Origin of the sequence: Pseudomonas sp. MMS21 TM103 (genome assembly GCF_022132145.1) — a bacterium.
Lineage (GTDB): Bacteria > Pseudomonadota > Gammaproteobacteria > Pseudomonadales > Pseudomonadaceae > Aquipseudomonas.
Genome location: NZ_JAJISP010000002.1, coordinates 426,075 through 445,215, shown reverse-complemented (window position 1 = coordinate 445,215; position 19,141 = coordinate 426,075). Strand labels below are relative to the sequence as shown.

General features: G+C 59.1%; 18 protein-coding genes. 15 read left to right on the top strand and 3 right to left on the bottom strand.

Features of this window, described 5'->3' with window-relative positions:
* Positions 1 to 21 precede the first annotated feature (21 nt).
* Complete coding sequence (gltA, locus tag LJY18_RS09085; RefSeq protein ID WP_238041486.1) at positions 22 to 1,296, bottom strand: citrate synthase; 1,275 nt, start codon at positions 1,294 to 1,296, stop codon at positions 22 to 24.
* Positions 1,297 to 1,669: 373 nt separating this feature from the next.
* Here gltA and sdhC point away from each other — a divergent pair, with 373 nt between their 5' ends.
* The 10 genes from sdhC (at position 1,670) to brnQ (ending at position 14,637) form a co-directional block, all read left to right on the top strand.
* Positions 1,670 to 2,056 carry a succinate dehydrogenase, cytochrome b556 subunit gene (gene sdhC, locus LJY18_RS09080; RefSeq protein WP_238041858.1) on the top strand — a complete coding sequence of 129 codons (387 nt, stop codon included), beginning with the start codon at positions 1,670 to 1,672 and terminating at the stop codon, positions 2,054 to 2,056.
* Positions 2,050 to 2,418: a succinate dehydrogenase, hydrophobic membrane anchor protein gene (sdhD, locus tag LJY18_RS09075; RefSeq protein WP_238041857.1), complete on the top strand. Its 369-nt coding sequence runs from the start codon at positions 2,050 to 2,052 to the stop codon at positions 2,416 to 2,418. The genes sdhC and sdhD overlap by 7 nt, the downstream gene beginning before the upstream one ends.
* Before the next feature lie 3 nt (positions 2,419 to 2,421).
* Positions 2,422 to 4,191 carry a succinate dehydrogenase flavoprotein subunit gene (gene sdhA, locus LJY18_RS09070; protein ID WP_238041485.1) on the top strand — a complete coding sequence of 590 codons (1,770 nt, stop codon included), beginning with the start codon at positions 2,422 to 2,424 and terminating at the stop codon, positions 4,189 to 4,191.
* 11 nt (positions 4,192 to 4,202) lie between these two features.
* A complete protein-coding gene (locus tag LJY18_RS09065) occupies positions 4,203 to 4,907 on the top strand; it encodes a succinate dehydrogenase iron-sulfur subunit (RefSeq protein WP_238041484.1) in 705 nt (234 codons plus the stop codon).
* Between the two features lie 248 nt (positions 4,908 to 5,155).
* A complete protein-coding gene (locus LJY18_RS09060) occupies positions 5,156 to 7,987 on the top strand; it encodes a 2-oxoglutarate dehydrogenase E1 component (protein ID WP_238041483.1) in 2,832 nt (943 codons plus the stop codon).
* Between the two features lie 70 nt (positions 7,988 to 8,057).
* Positions 8,058 to 9,281 (top strand): 2-oxoglutarate dehydrogenase complex dihydrolipoyllysine-residue succinyltransferase, encoded by a 1,224-nt coding sequence (gene odhB / locus LJY18_RS09055; RefSeq protein ID WP_238041482.1) that lies wholly within the window; start codon positions 8,058 to 8,060, stop codon positions 9,279 to 9,281.
* 63 nt (positions 9,282 to 9,344) lie between these two features.
* The gene (lpdA, locus tag LJY18_RS09050; RefSeq protein ID WP_238041481.1) at positions 9,345 to 10,781 is read left to right on the top strand and encodes a dihydrolipoyl dehydrogenase; all 1,437 of its coding nucleotides are present in this window, start codon (positions 9,345 to 9,347) and stop codon (positions 10,779 to 10,781) included.
* 206 nt (positions 10,782 to 10,987) lie between these two features.
* Positions 10,988 to 12,154 carry an ADP-forming succinate--CoA ligase subunit beta gene (sucC, locus tag LJY18_RS09045; RefSeq protein ID WP_238041480.1) on the top strand — a complete coding sequence of 389 codons (1,167 nt, stop codon included), beginning with the start codon at positions 10,988 to 10,990 and terminating at the stop codon, positions 12,152 to 12,154.
* Positions 12,154 to 13,041, top strand: a complete 888-nt coding sequence (sucD, locus tag LJY18_RS09040) for a succinate--CoA ligase subunit alpha (RefSeq protein ID WP_238041479.1) — start codon at positions 12,154 to 12,156, stop codon at positions 13,039 to 13,041. The genes sucC and sucD overlap by 1 nt, the downstream gene beginning before the upstream one ends.
* A 282-nt stretch (positions 13,042 to 13,323) precedes the next feature.
* Positions 13,324 to 14,637, top strand: coding sequence for a branched-chain amino acid transport system II carrier protein (gene brnQ, locus LJY18_RS09035; protein ID WP_238041478.1), 1,314 nt, complete (start codon positions 13,324 to 13,326; stop codon positions 14,635 to 14,637).
* Positions 14,638 to 14,709: 72 nt separating this feature from the next.
* On the opposite strand, the gene LJY18_RS09030 is transcribed toward brnQ, so the two are convergent.
* A complete protein-coding gene (locus LJY18_RS09030; protein ID WP_238041477.1) occupies positions 14,710 to 14,847 on the bottom strand; it encodes a hypothetical protein in 138 nt (45 codons plus the stop codon).
* A gap of 345 nt (positions 14,848 to 15,192) precedes the next feature.
* On the opposite strand from LJY18_RS09030, the gene LJY18_RS09025 reads away from it, so the two are divergent.
* Both LJY18_RS09025 and LJY18_RS09020 read left to right on the top strand, forming a co-directional pair.
* Positions 15,193 to 15,930 (top strand): DUF599 domain-containing protein, encoded by a 738-nt coding sequence (locus LJY18_RS09025; RefSeq protein WP_238041476.1) that lies wholly within the window; start codon positions 15,193 to 15,195, stop codon positions 15,928 to 15,930.
* Positions 15,927 to 16,316 (top strand): MAPEG family protein, encoded by a 390-nt coding sequence (locus LJY18_RS09020; RefSeq protein ID WP_238041475.1) that lies wholly within the window; start codon positions 15,927 to 15,929, stop codon positions 16,314 to 16,316. Before LJY18_RS09025 ends, LJY18_RS09020 begins: the two co-directional genes overlap by 4 nt.
* 101 nt (positions 16,317 to 16,417) lie before the next feature.
* Here LJY18_RS09020 and LJY18_RS09015 read toward each other — a convergent pair whose 3' ends face one another.
* Positions 16,418 to 16,609 (bottom strand): hypothetical protein, encoded by a 192-nt coding sequence (locus LJY18_RS09015; protein ID WP_238041474.1) that lies wholly within the window; start codon positions 16,607 to 16,609, stop codon positions 16,418 to 16,420.
* A 277-nt stretch (positions 16,610 to 16,886) separates the two neighbouring features.
* Between LJY18_RS09015 and LJY18_RS09010 the strand changes: the two genes are divergently transcribed.
* The 3 genes from LJY18_RS09010 to LJY18_RS09000 are packed head-to-tail and all read left to right on the top strand — an operon-like array spanning position 16,887 to position 19,113.
* Entirely contained in the window at positions 16,887 to 17,363 is a 477-nt protein-coding gene (locus LJY18_RS09010) for a PaaI family thioesterase (RefSeq protein ID WP_238041473.1), read from the top strand.
* Complete coding sequence (locus tag LJY18_RS09005; protein ID WP_238041472.1) at positions 17,360 to 17,806, top strand: PaaI family thioesterase; 447 nt, start codon at positions 17,360 to 17,362, stop codon at positions 17,804 to 17,806. Before LJY18_RS09010 ends, LJY18_RS09005 begins: the two co-directional genes overlap by 4 nt.
* Before the next feature lie 50 nt (positions 17,807 to 17,856).
* Positions 17,857 to 19,113: an MFS transporter gene (locus LJY18_RS09000; protein ID WP_238041471.1), complete on the top strand. Its 1,257-nt coding sequence runs from the start codon at positions 17,857 to 17,859 to the stop codon at positions 19,111 to 19,113.
* The last annotated feature ends 28 nt before the right edge of the window (positions 19,114 to 19,141 follow it).

Below are 19,141 nucleotides of genomic sequence, written 5' to 3'. Positions count from 1 at the left end.
TGCTTCGAAGAACGCCGAAGCTTATTTCTTTATGTCGCGTTGCGTGTAGCCGGTGTACAGCTGGCGCGGGCGGCCAATCTTGTACGGGCTGGAGAGCATTTCTTTCCAGTGCGAGATCCAGCCGACGGTCCGCGCCAGGGCGAAGATTACGGTGAACATGCTGGTTGGAATACCAATCGCCTTGAGGATGATGCCCGAGTAGAAGTCGACGTTCGGGTACAGCGAACGCTCGATGAAGTACGGATCGGTCAGGGCGATCTCTTCCAGGCGCATGGCCAGTTCCAGCTGCGGATCATTGGTGATGCCCAGCTCTTTCAGGACTTCATCGCAGGTCTGCTTCATCACGGTAGCGCGCGGATCACGGTTCTTGTAGACGCGGTGACCAAAGCCCATCAGCTTGAACGGGTCGTCCTTGTCCTTCGCTTTGGCAATGAAGGCGTCGATGTTCGATACGTCGCCGATTTCATCCAGCATTGCCAGGACTGCTTCGTTGGCGCCCCCGTGGGCCGGGCCCCAGAGCGCGGCGATGCCGGCGGCGATGCAGGCGAACGGGTTTGCACCCGATGAGCCAGCCAGGCGTACGGTCGATGTCGAAGCGTTCTGCTCATGGTCGGCGTGGAGGATGAAGATCTTGTCCATCGCGTTGGCCAGCACCGGGCTGATCGGTTTGATCTCGCACGGGGTGTTGAACATCATGTGCAGGAAGTTTTCCGCGTAGTTGAGGTCGTTACGCGGGTACATCATGGGCTGACCCATGGAGTACTTGTAGGTCATGGCAGCGAGGGTCGGCATCTTGGCGATAAGGCGCATGGCCGATACTTCGCGATGATGCGGATTCTTGATGTCCAGGGAGTCGTGATAGAAGGCGGAAAGCGCGCCCACCACACCGCACATGATGGCCATTGGGTGAGCGTCGCGGCGGAAGCCGTTGAGGAAGTTCTTCAGTTGCTCATGAACCATGGTGTGGTTCTTGATGGTGCTGACGAACTTGGCCTTTTCTTCTGCATTAGGCAGTTCGCCGTTGAGCAGCAGGTAGCAGGTTTCCAGGTAGTCGGACTGCTCGGCCAGCTGCTCGATGGGGTAGCCACGGTGCAGCAGAATGCCCTTATCACCATCAATATAGGTGATCTTCGACTCGCAAGAGGCGGTGGACATAAAGCCAGGATCAAAAGTGAAACGGCCCGTGGCAGTTAAGCCCCGCACGTCTATTACATCGGGACCAACGGTGCCGGTTAAAATGGGCAGCTCGACGGGGGCTGCGCCCTCGATGATCAACTGCGCTTTTTTGTCAGCCATGTGTGGCCTCCTAGTTATGCTTGAAATCATCTGACGGCCCCCCACGCAGGGCCCGCATCACTATAGTGAGATAAATTCGAAAGTCAATTTGGGAAAACCCAAGCAGCAGAAGGGTTTGCGGGCTGTTTTTTTGCAGGAGATGGGGCTGTTTACGCCAATTGAATGGGGTGTGCAATGAGCCATTAGGCGCAGGCCTTTGCACTGTCAATAGCGACCTATTTCGTTGTCATTAGCGACCTAACTGTCTATACTCTGCGCCCGACCACCAAGGGCTTTGGGCCCTCATTCTGGTGGTTGTCACTCCTTGGGTGATGGGTACCTGACCAGTGCACTTCCCGACAACTTTGCCCTGATGGTTAGGGCTCTCAGTGTGATAAAAAAAGCCGTGAATAGCCAACGACCTGTAAACCTCGACCTTAGGACTATCAAACTCCCAGTCACCGCTTACACGTCCATTCTTCACCGTATCTCCGGTGTCATTCTCTTCGTCGGTATTGCCGTGCTGCTCTACGGGCTCGACAAGTCGCTGATGTCAGAGGAAGGCTTCGCCGAGGTGAAAGAATGTCTGACCAGCCCGCTGGCCAAGTTCGTGATCTGGGGATTGTTGTCCGCTCTGCTTTACCACTTGGTGGCCGGAGTTCGCCACTTGATCATGGACATGGGTATCGGTGAGACGCTGGAAGGCGGCAAGCTGGGCTCGAAGATCGTTCTCGTCGTTTCGGCGGTCTTGATCGTATTGGTGGGGGTGTGGATATGGTAACCAACGTCACGAACTTCTCGCGTTCAGGTCTATATGACTGGATGGCGCAGCGTGTGTCTGCTGTCGTTCTCGCGGCTTATGTGCTGTTCTTGCTCGGCTATATAGTAGCTAACCCCGGTATGGGTTATGCCGAGTGGCATGCTCTGTTCTCCAATAACGCAATGCGTATTTTCAGTCTGCTGACTCTGGTCGCGCTCAGCGCACACGCCTGGGTTGGTATGTGGACAATTTCCACCGACTACCTGACGCCAATGGCGCTGGGTAAGTGGGCGACTGGTGTGCGTTTCCTGTTCCAGGCGGCGTGTGGCATTGCCATGTTCACGTTCTTCGTCTGGGGCGTGCAGATTTTTTGGGGTAACTGATTCATGACTATTCGTACTCTTTCTTATGACGCCATCATTATTGGTGGGGGCGGCGCAGGTATGCGCGCTGCACTGCAGCTGGCTCAGGGCGGCCACAAGACCGCTGTAGTCACTAAGGTGTTCCCGACCCGTTCGCACACCGTTTCCGCTCAGGGTGGCATCACTTGCGCCATCGCTTCGGCTGATCCAAATGACGATTGGCGCTGGCATATGTACGACACCGTCAAGGGTTCCGACTATATCGGCGACCAGGACGCTATCGAGTACATGTGTTCCGTTGGCCCGGAAGCCGTGTTCGAATTGGAGCATATGGGGCTGCCGTTCTCGCGTACCGAGCAGGGCCGCATCTATCAGCGTCCGTTCGGTGGTCAGTCCAAGGACTTCGGTAAGGGTGGTCAGGCCGCTCGTACCTGCGCCGCCGCCGACCGTACCGGCCATGCGTTGCTGCACACCCTGTATCAAGCCAACCTGAAAAGCGGCACCTCGTTCCTCAACGAGTGGTACGCGGTCGACCTGGTGAAGAACCAGGATGGCGTGATCGTCGGTGTGATTGCCATTTGCATCGAAACTGGCGAGACCGTATACATTCGCTCCAAGGCCACAGTATTGGCCACCGGTGGTGCAGGCCGTATTTATGCCTCTACCACCAACGCCCTGATCAATACCGGTGACGGTGTCGGCATGGCCCTGCGTGCAGGCGTGCCAGTGCAGGACATCGAAATGTGGCAGTTCCACCCGACCGGCATTGCCGGCGCCGGTACCCTGGTGACCGAAGGTTGTCGTGGTGAAGGTGGCTATCTGATCAACAAGCACGGTGAGCGTTTCATGGAGCGCTACGCGCCGAACGCCAAAGACCTGGCGGGCCGCGACGTGGTTGCGCGCTCCATGGTCAAGGAAATCATCGCCGGCAATGGCTGTGGTCCGGATGGCGATCACGTGATGCTCAAGCTCGATCACCTCGGCGAAGAGGTGCTGCACAGCCGCCTGCCGGGTATCTGTGAGCTGTCCAAGACCTTTGCCCACGTCGATCCGGTGGTTGCGCCTATTCCAGTCGTGCCGACCTGCCACTACATGATGGGCGGCGTGCCGACCAACATTCATGGTCAGGCCATCACTCAGGATGCCAACGGTAACGACAAGATCATCGAAGGGTTGTTTGCCGTGGGCGAAGTGGCCTGCGTGTCGGTGCACGGTGCCAACCGTCTGGGCGGCAACTCGCTGCTCGATCTGGTGGTATTCGGTCGTGCCGCAGGCATTCACCTGGAACGTACCCTGAAAGAGGGTGTCGACTACCGTAACGCCTCCGAGACTGACCTCGAGGTGTCGCTCAAGCGTCTGTCCGGCGTCAATGAGCGCACCACCGGCGAAGACGTAGCACCGCTGCGTAAAGAGCTGCAAACCTGCATGCAGAACTATTTCGGGGTATTCCGTACCGGCGAATACATGCAGAAAGGCATCGAGCAACTGGTCGGTCTGCGTGAGCGGATCGCGAACGTCAAGATCGCGGACAAGAGCCAAGCCTTCAACACTGCGCGTATCGAAGCGCTGGAGCTGCAAAACCTTCTCGAAGTGGCCGAGGCGACTGCGGTGGCTGCGGAGGTTCGTAAAGAATCCCGTGGTGCCCATGCCCGCGAAGACTTCGAAGATCGTGATGACGAGAATTGGCTCTGCCATTCCCTGTACTTCCCGGGTGAAAAGCGCGTTGCCAAGCGCGCTGTGAACTTCTCGCCGAAGACAGTTCCGACGTTTGAACCCATGATTCGGACTTATTAAGGGTGGCGGATATGTTGCAAGTCAGTGTTTATCGTTACAACCCGGAGCAGGATGCTGCGCCGTTCATGCAGGATTTCCAGATCGACACCGACGGCAAGGACATTATGGTTCTTGATGTGCTGGCGCTGATCAAGGAACAGGATGTGACCTTTTCCTACCGTCGCTCCTGCCGTGAAGGTGTGTGTGGCTCCGACGGCATGAATATCAACGGCAAGAACGGCTTGGCCTGTATCACCCCGCTATCGGCGGTGGTGAAAGGTGGCAAGCTAGTGGTTCGTCCTTTGCCGGGTTTGCCAGTCATTCGTGACTTGGTCGTCGATATGAGCATCTTCTACAAGCAATACGAGAAGGTGCAGCCGTATCTGCAGAACGATACACCGGCTCCGGCCATCGAACGCCTGCAAACGCCGGAAGAACGCGAGAAACTGGATGGCCTCTACGAGTGCATCCTTTGTGCTTGCTGTTCGACCAGCTGTCCGTCGTTCTGGTGGAATCCGGACAAGTTCCTTGGTCCCGCTGCGTTGCTGCAGGCTTATCGCTTCCTGGCCGACAGCCGCGACACCAAGACCGAAGAGCGCCTGGCTGCATTGGATGATCCGTTCAGCGTGTTCCGCTGCCGCGGCATCATGAACTGCGTGAATGTTTGCCCTAAAGGTCTTAATCCGACCAAGGCAATCGGCCACGTACGCAACATGCTGTTGCAGAGCGGTATCTGATTCAAATGATCTACCTGTGACACCCTGCGGCGCCTGGTTTTAAGCCAGCGTCGCAGTCTAGCCAGAGCCGCAGCTCACAAAGCCGTGGCTCTAACTTTGAAAAATATGACGACCAGCAGGGGCATCCGGGCTGGTGCCCGGACTATCTGCGGGATCCGTGGTGGCTTTACCGAAGTCGCTGCTTCAAGACTTCGGAAGCCTGAACGGTTTCTTCGCCGGTGGTGTCCCCTTACCGAGGGTGACCAAGCATGCAAGAAAGCGTGATGCAGCGCATGTGGAACAGTGCCCACCTATCCGGTGGTAACGCTGCCTATGTGGAAGAGCTCTATGAGCTTTACCTGCACGATCCCAACGCTGTGCCCGAAGAGTGGCGCACCTACTTTCAGAAGTTGCCGACAGATGGCAACGCTGCTACTGATGTATCGCATTCTACGGTTCGCGATCACTTCGTGTTGCTGGCGAAAAACCAGCGCCGCGCCCAGCCGGTGTCCGCCGGTAGCGTGAGCAGTGAGCACGAGAAGAAGCAGGTTGAAGTCCTGCGCATGATTCAGGCATTTCGCATGCGTGGCCATCAGGCTGCCCAGCTCGATCCGCTTGGTCTGTGGCAACGGCATGCTCCGGCTGATCTGTCGATCAATCACTACGGCCTGACCGATTCCGACCTGGACACTACCTTCCGTACCGGTGGTCTGTTCATTGGCAAGGAAGAGGCGAGTCTGCGTGAAATTCACGAAGTCTTGCAGCAGACATATTGCCGCACCATCGGTGCCGAGTTCACCCATATCGTCGATTCCGAGCAGCGCAACTGGTTTGCCCAGCGCCTGGAAAGTGTGCGTGGGCGTCCGAGCGTTTCGACCGAGGTGCAGAGCCATCTGCTTGAGCGCCTGACTGCGGCCGAGGGTCTGGAAAAATACCTGGGCACCAAATATCCGGGTACCAAACGTTTCGGTCTGGAAGGCGGCGAGAGCCTGATTCCACTGCTCGATGAAATGATCCAGCGCGCCGGCTCTTACGGCACCAAGGAAATCGTCATCGGCATGGCCCACCGTGGCCGCCTCAACGTGCTGGTCAATACGTTTGGCAAGAACCCGCGTGATCTGTTCGACGAGTTCGAGGGCAAGAAGCAGGCCGCCCTCGGTTCCGGCGACGTCAAGTATCACCAGGGGTTCTCCTCTAACGTCATGACCGCCGGGGGCGAAGTCCACTTGGCCATGGCATTCAACCCTTCCCACCTGGAGATCGTTTCACCAGTGGTCGAGGGTTCGGTGCGCGCTCGACAGGATCGTCGCAACGATAGCAATGGCGACAAGGTTCTTCCGGTTTCACTACACGGTGACGCGGCGTTCGCCGGTCAGGGTGTGGTGATGGAAACCTTCCAGATGTCGCAGACCCGTGGTTTCAAGACGGGTGGCACGATTCACATCGTGATCAACAACCAGGTCGGCTTCACCATCAGTAACCCGGAAGATTCTCGTTCCACCGAGTACTGCACCGACGTGGCGAAGATGATCCAGGCGCCGATCCTGCACGTGAATGGCGATGATCCGGAAGCGGTACTGTTCGTCACCCAACTGGCTGTCGACTATCGCATGCAGTACAAGCGCGATGTGGTGATCGACCTGGTTTGTTACCGCCGTCGCGGGCACAACGAGGCCGATGAGCCGAGCGGCACCCAGCCGATGATGTACCAGCAGATCAGCAAGCAGCGCACCACCCGTGAGCTGTATGCCGAAGCGCTGACCGCTGCCGTAAGCCATTCAGTGGATGACGTGCAGATCAAGATCGATGACTACCGCACGGCGCTGGACAATGGCCAGCATGTGGTCAAGAGTCTGGTCAAGGAGCCGAACAAGGAGTTGTTCGTCGACTGGCGCCCGTACCTGGGCCATACTTGGACCGCGCGTCACGACACCCGTTTCGAGCTCAAGACCCTGCAAGACCTGTCCGCCAAACTGCTGGAAATTCCAGAAGGCTTTGTTGTCCAGCGCCAGGTCGCGAAGATTCTCGAAGACCGTCAGAAGATGGGTGCCGGTGCGCTCTCGATCAACTGGGGCTACGCCGAAACCATGGCCTACGCCACCTTGTTGTTCGAAGGTCACCCGATCCGCATGACCGGCCAGGACATTGGCCGCGGCACCTTCTCGCACCGTCACGCGGTGTTGCATAACCAGAAGGAGCCCGGTTCGCACGTACCGCTCAAGCACCTGTACAGCGGTCAGCCGCGTTTCGACCTGTACGACTCGCTGCTGTCGGAAGAAGCAGCGCTGGCGTTCGAATACGGTTACGCCACCACCAAGCCGGATGCTCTGGTGATCTGGGAAGCCCAATTCGGCGACTTCGCCAACGGTGCCCAGGTGGTAATCGATCAATTCATCACCAGTGGCGAGCATAAGTGGGGTCGACTGTGTGGTCTGACCATGCTGTTGCCGCATGGCTATGAAGGCCAGGGCCCGGAGCACTCTTCCGCGCGTCTCGAGCGCTTCCTGCAATTGAGCGCCGAACACAACATCCAGGTGTGCGTGCCGACCACGCCGGCGCAGGTCTACCACATGTTGCGTCGCCAGGTGATCCGCCCACTGCGCAAGCCACTGATCGCCCTGACTCCGAAGTCGTTGCTGCGCCACAAGCTGGCCATCTCGACCCTGGAAGAACTGGCCGAAGGCTCGTTCCAGACCGTGATTCCGGAGATCGATGCCATCGATCCGAAGAAGGTAGAGCGCGTTGTCCTGTGCAGCGGCAAGGTCTACTACGACCTGCTGGAGAAACGTCGTGCCGAGGCTCGCGAAGATATTGCCATCGTGCGCATCGAGCAGCTCTATCCGTTCCCGGAAGAAGACCTGGCCGAAGTGCTCGCGGCGTACAAGCACCTCAAGCACATCGTCTGGTGTCAGGAAGAGCCGATGAACCAGGGTGCCTGGTATTGCAGCCAGCATCACATGCGTCGCGTCGCCACTGCGTACAAGAAGACTCTGTTCCTCGAGTACGCCGGTCGTGAAGGCTCAGCTGCCCCGGCCTGCGGTTACGCTTCGATGCACGCCGAGCAGCAGGACAAACTGCTGCAAGACGCCTTCACCGTTTAACGCCTTTGCGCAAGAGGCGGCCTGATGAGGCCGCCTCGTAGAAGAAACCGAATTTAAGGAACCACACAGAATGGCTATCGAGATCAAAGCCCCTACTTTCCCGGAATCGGTTGCCGACGGCACCGTGGCCACGTGGCACAAGAAGCCGGGCGATGCGGTCAAACGCGACGAACTGATCGTCGACATCGAAACCGATAAAGTAGTGATCGAAGTGCTGGCCGAGGCCGACGGCGTCCTCGCCGAAATCGTCAAGAACGAAGGCGACACCGTCCTCAGCAACGAACTACTGGGCACCTTGAGTGAAGGTGCTGCTGCTCCTGCACCGGCTGCCGCTGCACAGGCTGCCGCGCCTGCCGCTGCCGCTGCCGCTCCGGGTGTTGCGGGCGATGAGCAAATCCTCTCGCCGGCCGCGCGCAAGCTGGCCGAAGAAAATGGTATCGACCCGAATAGCATTGCCGGCACCGGTAAAGGTGGTCGGGTGACCAAGGAAGACGTGGTCGCTGCGGTTGAAGCCAAGAAAAACGCACCGGCTGCAGCACCTGCCGCCAAACCTGCCGCCCCAGCTGCGGCACCGGTCCTCGCCGCTGGCGACCGGGTCGAGAAGCGCGTGCCAATGACTCGCTTGCGCGCCAAGGTTGCCGAGCGTCTGGTTGACGCTCAGTCCTCCATGGCCATGCTGACCACCTTCAATGAAGTCGACATGACTGAAGTCATGGCGCTGCGTTCGAAATACAAAGACCTGTTCGAGAAGTCCCACAACGGGGTGCGCCTGGGTTTCATGTCGTTCTTCGTCAAGGCCACCACCGAAGCGCTGAAGCGTTTCCCGGCGGTTAACGCCTCGATCGACGGCAGCGACATCGTTTACCACGGCTACTCCGATATCGGTGTTGCCGTATCGAGCGACCGTGGCCTGGTGGTGCCGGTACTGCGCAATGCCGAGCTGATGAGCCTGGCTGAAATCGAAGGCGGCATCGCGACCTTTGGCAAGAAGGCCAAAGACGGCAAGCTGTCGATCGATGACATGACCGGTGGCACGTTCACCATCACCAACGGTGGTACCTTCGGTTCAATGATGTCGACGCCGATCGTCAACCCGCCGCAAGCCGCCATCCTGGGTATGCACAATATCCTTCAGCGCCCGATGGCCATCAACGGTCAGGTAGTTATCCGTCCGATGATGTACCTGGCGTTGTCCTACGACCACCGTCTGATTGATGGTAAGGAAGCCGTGACCTTCCTGGTGACCATCAAAAACTTGCTGGAAGACCCGGCTCGCCTGCTGCTGGATATCTAAGCCAGTCTCTCCCAAGGTGGCCCCCGCAAGGGGCCGTCCGGTTTATTCGAGAAGGAATCATGTATGACCCAGAAATTTGACGTGGTAGTCATCGGTGCCGGCCCTGGCGGCTATGTAGCCGCCATCAAGGCAGCTCAGCTCGGTCTGAAGACCGCCTGCATCGAGAAGTACCAGGACAATGAAGGCAAGATCGCGCTCGGTGGCACCTGCCTGAACGTCGGTTGCATTCCGTCCAAGGCGCTGCTGGACAGCTCCTGGAAGTATCACGAAGCCAAAGTGGGCTTTTCCATCCACGGTATCGAGGCCAAGGGCGTCAGCATTGACGTGCCGGCGATGGTTGCCCGCAAGAGCAACATCGTCAAGAACCTCACCGGCGGTGTCAGCACGCTGTTCAAGGCCAACGGTGTGACCCTGCTCGAAGGTCATGGCAAGTTGCTGGCCGGCAAGCAAGTGGAAGTTACCGCGCTGGACGGCACCACACAGGTGGTTCAGGCTGAAAACGTGATTATCGCATCGGGCTCCAAGCCGATCGACATTCCGCCAGCCCCGGTCAACCACGACACCATCGTCGATTCGACCGGCGCCCTGGAATTCCAGAGCGTGCCCAAGACTCTGGGTGTTATCGGTGCTGGCGTGATCGGCCTGGAACTCGGCTCGGTATGGGCCCGTCTCGGTGCTGATGTCACCGTAATCGAAGCTCAGGACAAATTCCTGCCGGCTGCCGATGACCAGATCGCCAAGGAAGCCTTGAAGACCTTCACCAAGCAAGGCTTGAAGATTCGCCTGGGCGCGCGCCTGACCGCTTCCGACGTGAAGAAGAAGCAGGTCACCGTCAGCTTCACCGACGCCGAAGGCGAGCAGCAGATGACCTTCGACAAGCTGATCGTTGCGGTCGGCCGTCGTCCGGTAACCACCGATCTCTTGGCCACCGATAGCGGTGTCGATCTGGACGAGCGTGGCTTCATCTACGTTGACGACCAGTGCGCCACCAGCGTGCCGGGCGTTTACGCTGTCGGTGACGTGGTTCGCGGCGCCATGCTGGCGCACAAGGCCTCGGAAGAGGGTGTGATGGTTGCCGAGCGCATCGCCGGGCACAAAGCCCAGATGAACTACGACCTGATCCCGTCGGTCATTTATACCCATCCGGAAATTGCATGGGTGGGCAAGACCGAACAGCAGCTGAAAGGCGAGGGTGTTGCCGTCAATGTCGGTACCTTCCCGTTCGCTGCCAGTGGCCGCGCCATGGCTGCCAATGATACCGGCGGCATGGTCAAGGTGATTGCCGATGCTGCGACCGACCGCGTACTGGGTGTGCACGTAATTGGCCCGAGCGCCGCCGAGTTGGTCCAGCAGGGCGCAATCGGTATGGAGTTCGGCACCAGCGCCGAGGATCTGGGAATGATGGTCTTCTCCCACCCGACGCTGTCCGAAGCGCTGCACGAAGCGGCGCTGGCCGTGAATGGCCATGCCATCCACGTCGTCAATCGCAAGAAGCGCTAAGCAGTCGTTTTAGGTCGCCACGCCGGTTGCTGTTTGCAGTTCACCGGTACTGGCGACGTTGCAAGAAGAACCACGGCGGATTGCCCGCGCAGAGCCTGGCTCAAGCGCGGAATGTCGCCGGACTGCTCGTAACAGCAGTCACAGGTGGTGCGGCATCACAAGTGCAGCACCGAATGCGCAATACCTAACGAAGACGGTAGACAAGCATGAATCTCCACGAGTATCAGGGTAAGCAGCTGTTCGCTGAATACGGCCTGCCCGTATCCAAGGGTTTCGCCGTAAGCACTCCGGAAGAAGCCGCAGAAGCCTGCGACAAAATTGGCGGCACCGAGTGGGTCGTCAAGGCTCAGGTACATGCCGGGGGCCGCGGTAAAGCGGGCGGCGTGAAGTTGGTCAAGAGCAAGGAAGACGCCAAGGCCTTCGCCGCCAACTGGCTGGGCAAGCGTCTGGTGACTTACCAGACTGATGCCGCCGGTCAGCCGGTCCACCAGATCCTGGTTGAGTCCTGCACCGACATCGCCAAAGAGCTGTATCTGGGCGCGGTAGTCGATCGTTCCAGCCGTCGCATCGTGTTCATGGCTTCCACCGAAGGTGGCGTGGACATTGAGAAGATCGCTCACGATACCCCTGAGAAAATTCTCAAGGCCACTATCGATCCGCTGGTCGGCGCACAGCCGTTCCAGGGCCGCGAGCTGGCATTCCAGCTGGGCCTGGAAGGCAAGCAAGTTGCTCAGTTCGCCAAGATCTTCGTCGGCCTGGCCAAACTGTTCAAGGATCACGACCTGGCTCTGCTGGAAGTGAACCCGCTGGTGATCAAGGCTGACGGCGACCTGCACTGCCTCGATGCCAAGATCAACATCGACGCCAACGCCATGTACCGTCAGCCTAAGCTGAAGACTTTCCACGATCCGTCGCAAGACGATCCGCGTGAAGCGCACGCTGCCAAGTTCGAGCTGAACTACGTAGCACTGGAAGGCAACATCGGCTGCATGGTCAATGGTGCTGGTCTGGCCATGGGTACCATGGACATCGTCAACCTGCATGGCGGCAAGCCAGCCAACTTCCTCGACGTGGGCGGCGGTGCTACCAAAGAACGCGTTACCGAAGCGTTCAAGATCATCCTGTCCGACTCTAACGTCGCGGCAGTATTGGTCAACATCTTCGGCGGCATCGTTCGTTGCGACATGATTGCCGAAGGCATCATCGGCGCAGTGAAAGAAGTCGGCGTGAAAATCCCGGTTGTTGTTCGCCTTGAAGGCAACAACGCTGAGCTGGGCGCTAAAGTACTGGCAGAAAGCGGTTTGAACATCATCGCGGCTACCAGCCTGACCGACGCTGCTCAACAAGTCGTCAAAGCTGCGGAGGGCAAATAATGAGCGTCCTGATCAACAAAGACACCAAGGTTATCTGCCAGGGTATTACCGGTTCGCAAGGTAGCTTCCACACCCAGCAGGCCATCGAGTACGGCACCCAGATGGTTGGTGGCGTAACCCCGGGCAAAGGCGGCACCACTCACCTGGACCTGCCTGTTTTCAACACTGTGAAAGAAGCCGTAGCAGCGACTGGCGCCACCGCCAGCGTGATCTACGTCCCTGCTCCTTTCTGCAAGGATTCCATCCTTGAAGCAGCGTTCGGCGGCATCAAGCTGATCGTGTGCATCACCGAAGGCATTCCTACCCTGGATATGCTGGATGCCAAGGTCAAGTGCGACGAGCTGGGCGTGGTTCTGATCGGCCCTAACTGCCCAGGCGTGATCACTCCGGGCGAGTGCAAAATCGGCATCATGCCGGGTCACATTCACCTGCCAGGTAAAGTAGGCATCGTGTCGCGTTCCGGCACCCTGACTTACGAAGCCGTCAAGCAGACTACTGACGCCGGTTTCGGTCAGTCGACTTGCGTCGGCATCGGCGGTGACCCGATCCCGGGCTCCAACTTCATCGACATCCTGAAGCTGTTCCAGGAAGACCCGAAGACCGAAGCGATCGTGATGATCGGTGAGATCGGCGGTTCGGCTGAAGAAGAAGCTGCTGCCTACATCAAAGCCCACGTGACCAAGCCGGTGGTGTCCTACATCGCTGGTGTGACTGCCCCTGCGGGCAAGCGCATGGGCCACGCCGGTGCCATCATCTCCGGCGGCAAGGGTACTGCGGACGAGAAGTTCGCCGCCCTGCAGGACGCTGGTGTGAAGACCGTGCGTTCCCTGGCCGACATCGGCAAGGCCCTGGCCGAGCTGACCGGTTGGGAAGTCAAAAACGCCTAAGCGTTGCTGGCCCTCTGAAAAGGCCGCCTTCGGGCGGCCTTTTCTATTTCCGACCAGCAGAATTGTTGCCGAAGCGACAGCTATGTATGCCGGTCGGACAGCCTGACCTTCGGCCCTGCCGCAGAACGGGCAAATTCGTTAGGCTTGCAACTATTCACGCCCAAACTGCCACAAGCGGTGAGCGGTGTAACAGGGCTCAGCTCAACGCGCTGGGCGACGTTTCCCCCGAACCCTCGGGAAACCCTCGGAACTCATGACTCTTTGCCTGTGGTATTTCCCTCTATGAATCGTTTGAAAGGCTCGGACATCCTGGCCCTTGGCTTTATGACCTTTGCGCTGTTCCTCGGCGCTGGCAACATCATCTTCCCACCTAGCGCGGGCATGGCTGCCGGCGGCAATATCGGCCTGGCGGCGCTGGGCTTTCTGCTCACAGGAGTGGGCTTGCCGTTGCTCACCATCGTGGCCTTGGCGCGGGTTGGCGGTGGCATGGCGCTCCTGACCGCGCCACTGGGTAAGCGCGCCGGAGTGCTGTTCGCCGTTGCGGTGTACCTGGCGATTGGCCCCTTGTTCGCCACCCCGCGTACCGCCGTGGTCTCGTTCGAGATGGGCATCGCGCCCTTTACCGGCAACGACGGCGCGCCGCTGCTGCTTTATAGCCTGGCGTACTTCGCCGCAGTGATGTTTCTCTCGCTCAATCCGGGGCAGCTGGTCGAGCGCATCGGCAAGTACATCGCTCCGGTGCTGCTGGCCGCGCTGCTGGTGTTGGGCGGTGCGGCTTTTATCCTGCCGGCCGGCGAGATCGGTCAGGCGGCGGCCGAATATCAGGCCGCGCCCTTCGTGCAGGGCTTTCTGCAGGGCTACCTGACCATGGATACCCTGGGCGCGCTGGTATTCGGCATCGTGATCGCCACCGCCATCCGCGATCATGGCATCACCGATGGCAAGCTTATAACCCGCTACTCGGTGATCGCCGGGTTGATCGCCGCTGCTGGGCTGTCGCTGGTGTACCTGGCGCTGTTCTATCTGGGTGCGACCAGCCAAGGCATAGCCGGTGAGGCGCAGAATGGCGTACAGATTCTCACCGCCTATGTGCAGCACACCTTCGGCACCGCCGGCAGCCTGTTGCTGGCGGTGGTGATCACCCTGGCCTGCCTGACCACTGCCGTAGGCCTGCTGACCGCCTGTGGTGAGTTCTTCAGCGGCCTGCTGCCGGTGTCCTACCGCGTGGTTGTGGTGAGTTTTGGGCTGTTCAGCCTGTTCGTCGCTAACCAGGGCTTGACCCAGTTGATCAGCTTCTCCATTCCGGTACTGGTTGGCCTCTATCCGCTGGCTATCGTGTTGATCGCACTGAGCCTGCTCGACGCCTTGTGGCTATCGCCTCGTCGGGTGTTCGTGCCCGTCATGGCGGTGACGCTGATCTTCGGTGTGGTCGACGGTATAGGCGCCGCAGGCTTCAGTCAGTGGCTGCCAGCGCTGTTCAGTAAATTGCCTTTGGCCGGACAGAGCCTGGGTTGGCTGGTACCGGTGCTGACCACGCTGTTGCTGGTCGCGGTGCTGGACCGCTGTCTGGGCAAGCCACAGAGCGTGCTGGCCTAAAGCACCATGCCAGCGTCCCTCTGCAGGGGCACTGGCGCTGCTGGTTTCATCTGCAAACGCGGCCAAACACTGTTAACCAGTGCCGCTGCCCAGGTTGAAGTGGTGCGCCTGGGTGTGCCCGCGTTCGGCCAATTCGGCCGCGCTCAGGCTGGTCTCGGTTTCAGCTTGGCTGCAGTTCTGGCTCATGATCCCGGCGGCGACCTGGCGCACTTGATCAATCAGACGCCACAGGACTGCCGGTCACCTTGTACCGAATGGCGTAGATGCCCAGTACGGGCATCACCCCCCGAAGCATCACTATCGCCTCCCATTTTGCAAGCCACTGAATAGCTCTGGCTGAGGCGCATACGCGCAACTCTCGATGTCAATCGCGAAGTGGGTGGTGACTTTGAAATCAGCAGCATAAAGAGGTGTGGTCGACGTGGCGCTTGAGAGGGGGGCGCGCTGGCGTGCCATGAAGCCGTGCATGCCCGATTGCTGTTATGCAAGTTAAGCAGTGAAGGCAGTCAGGTCGAAACTTGCTGGTTATAATCCTGCCCTGCATAGGGAGGATTCATGGACGCTATCGACAATCATGTGTGGCAACAGTTAGTCGCAATTTCTTGGTTTCTGTTGTGCTGGGGTGGCTACACCCGTTACGCCTTGTTCAAGGGGCGGACCACGCCCTGCCTAGCCAGCGTTCTGCACCTTTATCGGGAGGACTGGATGCGCCGCATGTTGCTGCGCGAGAACCGCATTGCCGATGCCAGTGTGATTGGCAATCTGGAGCGCAATGCCTCCTTCTTCGCCTCCAGCACTTTGCTCATCCTGGCCGGTATCCTCACTGTGCTCGGTGCATCTGATCGCGCCGTCTCACTGCTCGCCGACCTGCCATTTATTCAGGCTGCCAGCCGGGAAATGTCCGAGGTCAAGCTGTTGTGTCTGGGCGTGGTGTTTATCTATGCCTTCTTCACCTTCAGTTGGTGCATGCGCCAATACAACTTTGCCGCGGTTCTTATCGGCTCGGCACCGATGATCGGCGAGCGAGATGTCACTGCGCAGGAGCGCAAGGCGTTTGCCGAGCGTACTGCGCGGGTGATTTCGATGGCAGCCAACCAATTTAACCAAGGCTTGCGCGCCTATTATTTCGGCATGGCGATTCTGGCCTGGTTTATCAATCCCTGGCTATTCATGTTACTCAGCGCGGGTGTGGTACTTGTGCTGTACCGTCGGGAATTTCATTCCGATGTGTTGGAAGTAATGGTCTATACCCAGACCCCGACGTTCGAAGCCGTCAAGGAGAAAAGCGAATGAGCCTGCCGTTCTGGTGCATCTTTATTAGCGCGATACTGATTTTTATTGCCAAGGCGCCAGTGGCCAGGGCCATGCAGCAGGAGAGCGGGGTGTATGACAATCATCACCCGCGCAGCCAGCAAGCCCGGCTGACGGGTTTCGGCGCGCGCGCTTTGGCGGCCCATCTGAACAGTTTTGAGGCCTTTCCGCTGTTTGCCGTGGGCGTTCTGATGGCCCATGTCACCCAGACCAATGGGGTGCTGGTGGATGTGCTGGCGCTGGCTTTCGTAATCTCGCGGGTGCTGTATCTGCTGTTCTATTGGGCAGATATGCACTGGCAGCGCAGCCTGGTGTGGGGGGTTGGTTTGCTGTCCAGCCTGTTGCTGATGCTGACTCCAGTCTTGTAAAGACAGCAGATATGACAAGGCCCGCATAACGCGGGCCTTGTCATTGAGCGGGACACCGGCATCGCAGATGGCGTGATTCGCGATCCTTGCCGGTGATCGGCTTAGTCTTCCATCACTTCTTCTGTTTTCTGCTTGATGGCATCGCCGGTATCTTTGGCCGCGTCACCCATGGATTCAGCTGCATCCGACATGGACTCCTTGGCCGACTCCATCTTGTCTTCTGGGGTTTTTTCGCAGGCGGCCAAGGCCAGGACAGCAGCGAGAAGCAGGCTGTAGGTAAATGTTTTTTGCACGGTCAATACTCCTTGTAGACATTTATGATGGCTGAGTTGCCCCAGGCATAGCCAATTCGAGCATGCCCGTTCGATTAAGTTCCCAGCCAATTGTGTTTAGGGGGCTGCTTCAGCGCTTGGGAAACTATCGACCGCCGTCGCAAGGCCGTCTCCAGGTGTGCGTCGCGCGCCTTCAGCCGCGGCGGGAGTCACAGCGTCTCAGCACTGCGGTAATGTGCCTGGCTCCGGTGAGGGGCTATCATGCGCGCCCTTTATACCGTTGTGGTGGACTGAATCGATGAGCAATACCCTCATTCTCGAGCGGGCGCAGCGCTTCTTGGCGGCGCTGCGTCACTGCCAGGTGCTCGGTATCCAGGTACATGATGCCAGTCCCCTCGGTCTGACCCTGCGTTTGCCCTATAGCAGGCAGATAGTGGGTGATCCGGAATCCGGGGTGATTCACGGTGGTGCGATAACCACCCTGATGGATACCACCTGTGGCATTTCAACCGTCTGTGCGCTAGCTGAGTTCGAGGTTTGCCCAACCCTCGACTTGCGCATCGACTACATGCATCCGGCCGAGCCAAACAAGGACGTATTCGGTTTTGCCGAATGCTACCGGGTTACGCCGAATATCATCTTCACCCGCGGTTATGCCTATCAGGACGACCCAGCGCAGCCGATTGCCCACGTAGTCGGGACTTTCATGCGCATGGGCAAAGGCGTGCCGGGGGATAAGCAACTCAAACGTGACATTCAAGGGGCTGGTGCATGAGTGAGTTGACGCTCAATCAATTGGTATCCCTGGCCCATGAAAACGGTGACTACGACGCGCTGATCAGCCGGATGCCTTATGCCAAATTGCTCGGCATGCAATGCCTGCGACTGGGCGAGGACATGGTTTTCCGCTTGCCGTCCAACCAGGACAACATCGGCAACCCGATCCTGCCGGCGTTGCACGGTGGGGTGATCGCCGGCTTCATGGAGCATGCCGCCATGCTCCATCTGTTGATGTTCATGGGCATTCCACATTTGCCGAAAATCATCGACTTCTCGATAGATTACCTGCGCGCCGGTCATTATCGTGACACCTATGCCCAGTGCCAGGTGTGGCGACAAGGTCGACGCGTCGCCAACGTGGCAATTACCGCCTGGCAAACCAATCAAACCGAGCCTATTGCCACGGCGCGGGCGCACTTCAAGGTCGATGAGCCTTGAGTCCGCCACCGCCAGCGGACCGGCTTGGTCTCTCTACTAAAGGAACCTGAATGGACGCGTTGCTGATCCTCGGTGGCTTGCTGCTGATTCTGGCCGGCCTGGTCTGGCTGGTGATGCGTGCTTTTGGCACGGGTCTGCTCTGGGGCTGGGCGAGCCTGCTGCCGCCGTTTACCTTGCTGTATGTGCTGCGCCACTGGCGCAGTGCGCGTCAGGCGCTGGGCCTCAGCGCCTTGGGGTTTATCCCGCTGGTCGTCGGTCTGACCCTGCTGGCCAGCCAGGATTCGCAGCGCCTGCATGCGTTGTTGAGCTTGCAGTGGCTCAAGCCAGAGGTGCAGGCTCCGGCGGAGTTGTCCATCGAGTTGAACGGCGAGCTGAATGGCCAGCCATTTGTGCCGCGGCAGGGCGAGTTGCTCGGCAACGTGCTCAGCCTGCGCGAAGGCCAGGATTTTTTTGCCAGCCGCGAACTGGTCATCCGCCTGCTGCAGCCCGTGACGGGCGCCTTGCGCCTTGACGTGTTGCCAGGCGACCCAGGCCCATTGCCGGACATCGAAGTGAGCTGGTTGCTGCCGGAGCAGGAGTTGCCCGAGGCGCGTCGGCTGAGTCACGGCTACACCCTGCACCTGGACCTGCAGCCGCTGCCGCCGAACAAGCTGGCCGGTGATTTTCATCTGGTCCTGCCTGCGCAATTCAAGACCACCCTGAGCGGCAGGATCGAGGTGTTTCGCGATGGCTTGCGTTATCGCGACGGCAAGGTCGACCGGCAAGTCGACTCCATCGACACCCTGGCCTATGTCATCAAGGATTATCTGCAGCGGCGCTTTGCCACTCGCTCGGTGCAGGTGGGCGACTTGCCAGTAGTGACGCTGCCGGCCGAGGTCCTCGAGCTGACCGTCGAGGCGCAGATCAACGGGCAGACGCAGCGCCTGCCCGTGCGCCTGAACAAGAGCGCCTCCCGCGGCTGGGCGGTTGACGCCGATCGCTTTGCGCCATTAGCGGAGCGGACAGTCGCGACGCCCGCTCCTGAGGTGGACGTCGCGCCAGTCGAGACGGCAAAGGGCGAGCGCATTAGCCGTCCGCTGGATAGGCGCCTGCGATTTAGTCTGGAAGGTCTGCTGCGCAGCCCAAGCCGCTACGAGAACCTGACCATGCGCGTATCGACTACGCGCGGCAGTTCGGCGGAGGGGCGGTTTCAGGGAGTCGACCAGCAGGGTCGCCTGATCATCCGTCAGCGTCTGAGCGGTTCGGGCGCGGCCAGCTATGCCTTGCGGCCTGAGGACATCAGCACGATCGAGCTGCTAGAGCCCTGAAAGGTCGTGAAGAGACGCGCCTACTGCG

Bases quoted from the DNA above. Each gene is read 5' to 3' on its own strand.
- gltA (WP_238041486.1), bottom strand. From the start codon at position 1,296: ATGGCTGACAAAAAAGCGCAGTTGATCATCGAGGGCGCAGCCCCCGTC.
- sdhD (WP_238041857.1), top strand. From the start codon at position 2,050: ATGGTAACCAACGTCACGAACTTCTCGCGTTCAGGTCTATATGACTGG.
- sdhA (WP_238041485.1), top strand. From the start codon at position 2,422: ATGACTATTCGTACTCTTTCTTATGACGCCATCATTATTGGTGGGGGC.
- LJY18_RS09065 (WP_238041484.1), top strand. From the start codon at position 4,203: ATGTTGCAAGTCAGTGTTTATCGTTACAACCCGGAGCAGGATGCTGCG.
- LJY18_RS09060 (WP_238041483.1), top strand. From the start codon at position 5,156: ATGCAAGAAAGCGTGATGCAGCGCATGTGGAACAGTGCCCACCTATCC.
- odhB (WP_238041482.1), top strand. From the start codon at position 8,058: ATGGCTATCGAGATCAAAGCCCCTACTTTCCCGGAATCGGTTGCCGAC.
- lpdA (WP_238041481.1), top strand. From the start codon at position 9,345: ATGACCCAGAAATTTGACGTGGTAGTCATCGGTGCCGGCCCTGGCGGC.
- sucC (WP_238041480.1), top strand. From the start codon at position 10,988: ATGAATCTCCACGAGTATCAGGGTAAGCAGCTGTTCGCTGAATACGGC.
- sucD (WP_238041479.1), top strand. From the start codon at position 12,154: ATGAGCGTCCTGATCAACAAAGACACCAAGGTTATCTGCCAGGGTATT.
- brnQ (WP_238041478.1), top strand. From the start codon at position 13,324: ATGAATCGTTTGAAAGGCTCGGACATCCTGGCCCTTGGCTTTATGACC.
- LJY18_RS09025 (WP_238041476.1), top strand. From the start codon at position 15,193: ATGGACGCTATCGACAATCATGTGTGGCAACAGTTAGTCGCAATTTCT.
- LJY18_RS09020 (WP_238041475.1), top strand. From the start codon at position 15,927: ATGAGCCTGCCGTTCTGGTGCATCTTTATTAGCGCGATACTGATTTTT.
- LJY18_RS09010 (WP_238041473.1), top strand. From the start codon at position 16,887: ATGAGCAATACCCTCATTCTCGAGCGGGCGCAGCGCTTCTTGGCGGCG.
- LJY18_RS09005 (WP_238041472.1), top strand. From the start codon at position 17,360: ATGAGTGAGTTGACGCTCAATCAATTGGTATCCCTGGCCCATGAAAAC.
- LJY18_RS09000 (WP_238041471.1), top strand. From the start codon at position 17,857: ATGGACGCGTTGCTGATCCTCGGTGGCTTGCTGCTGATTCTGGCCGGC.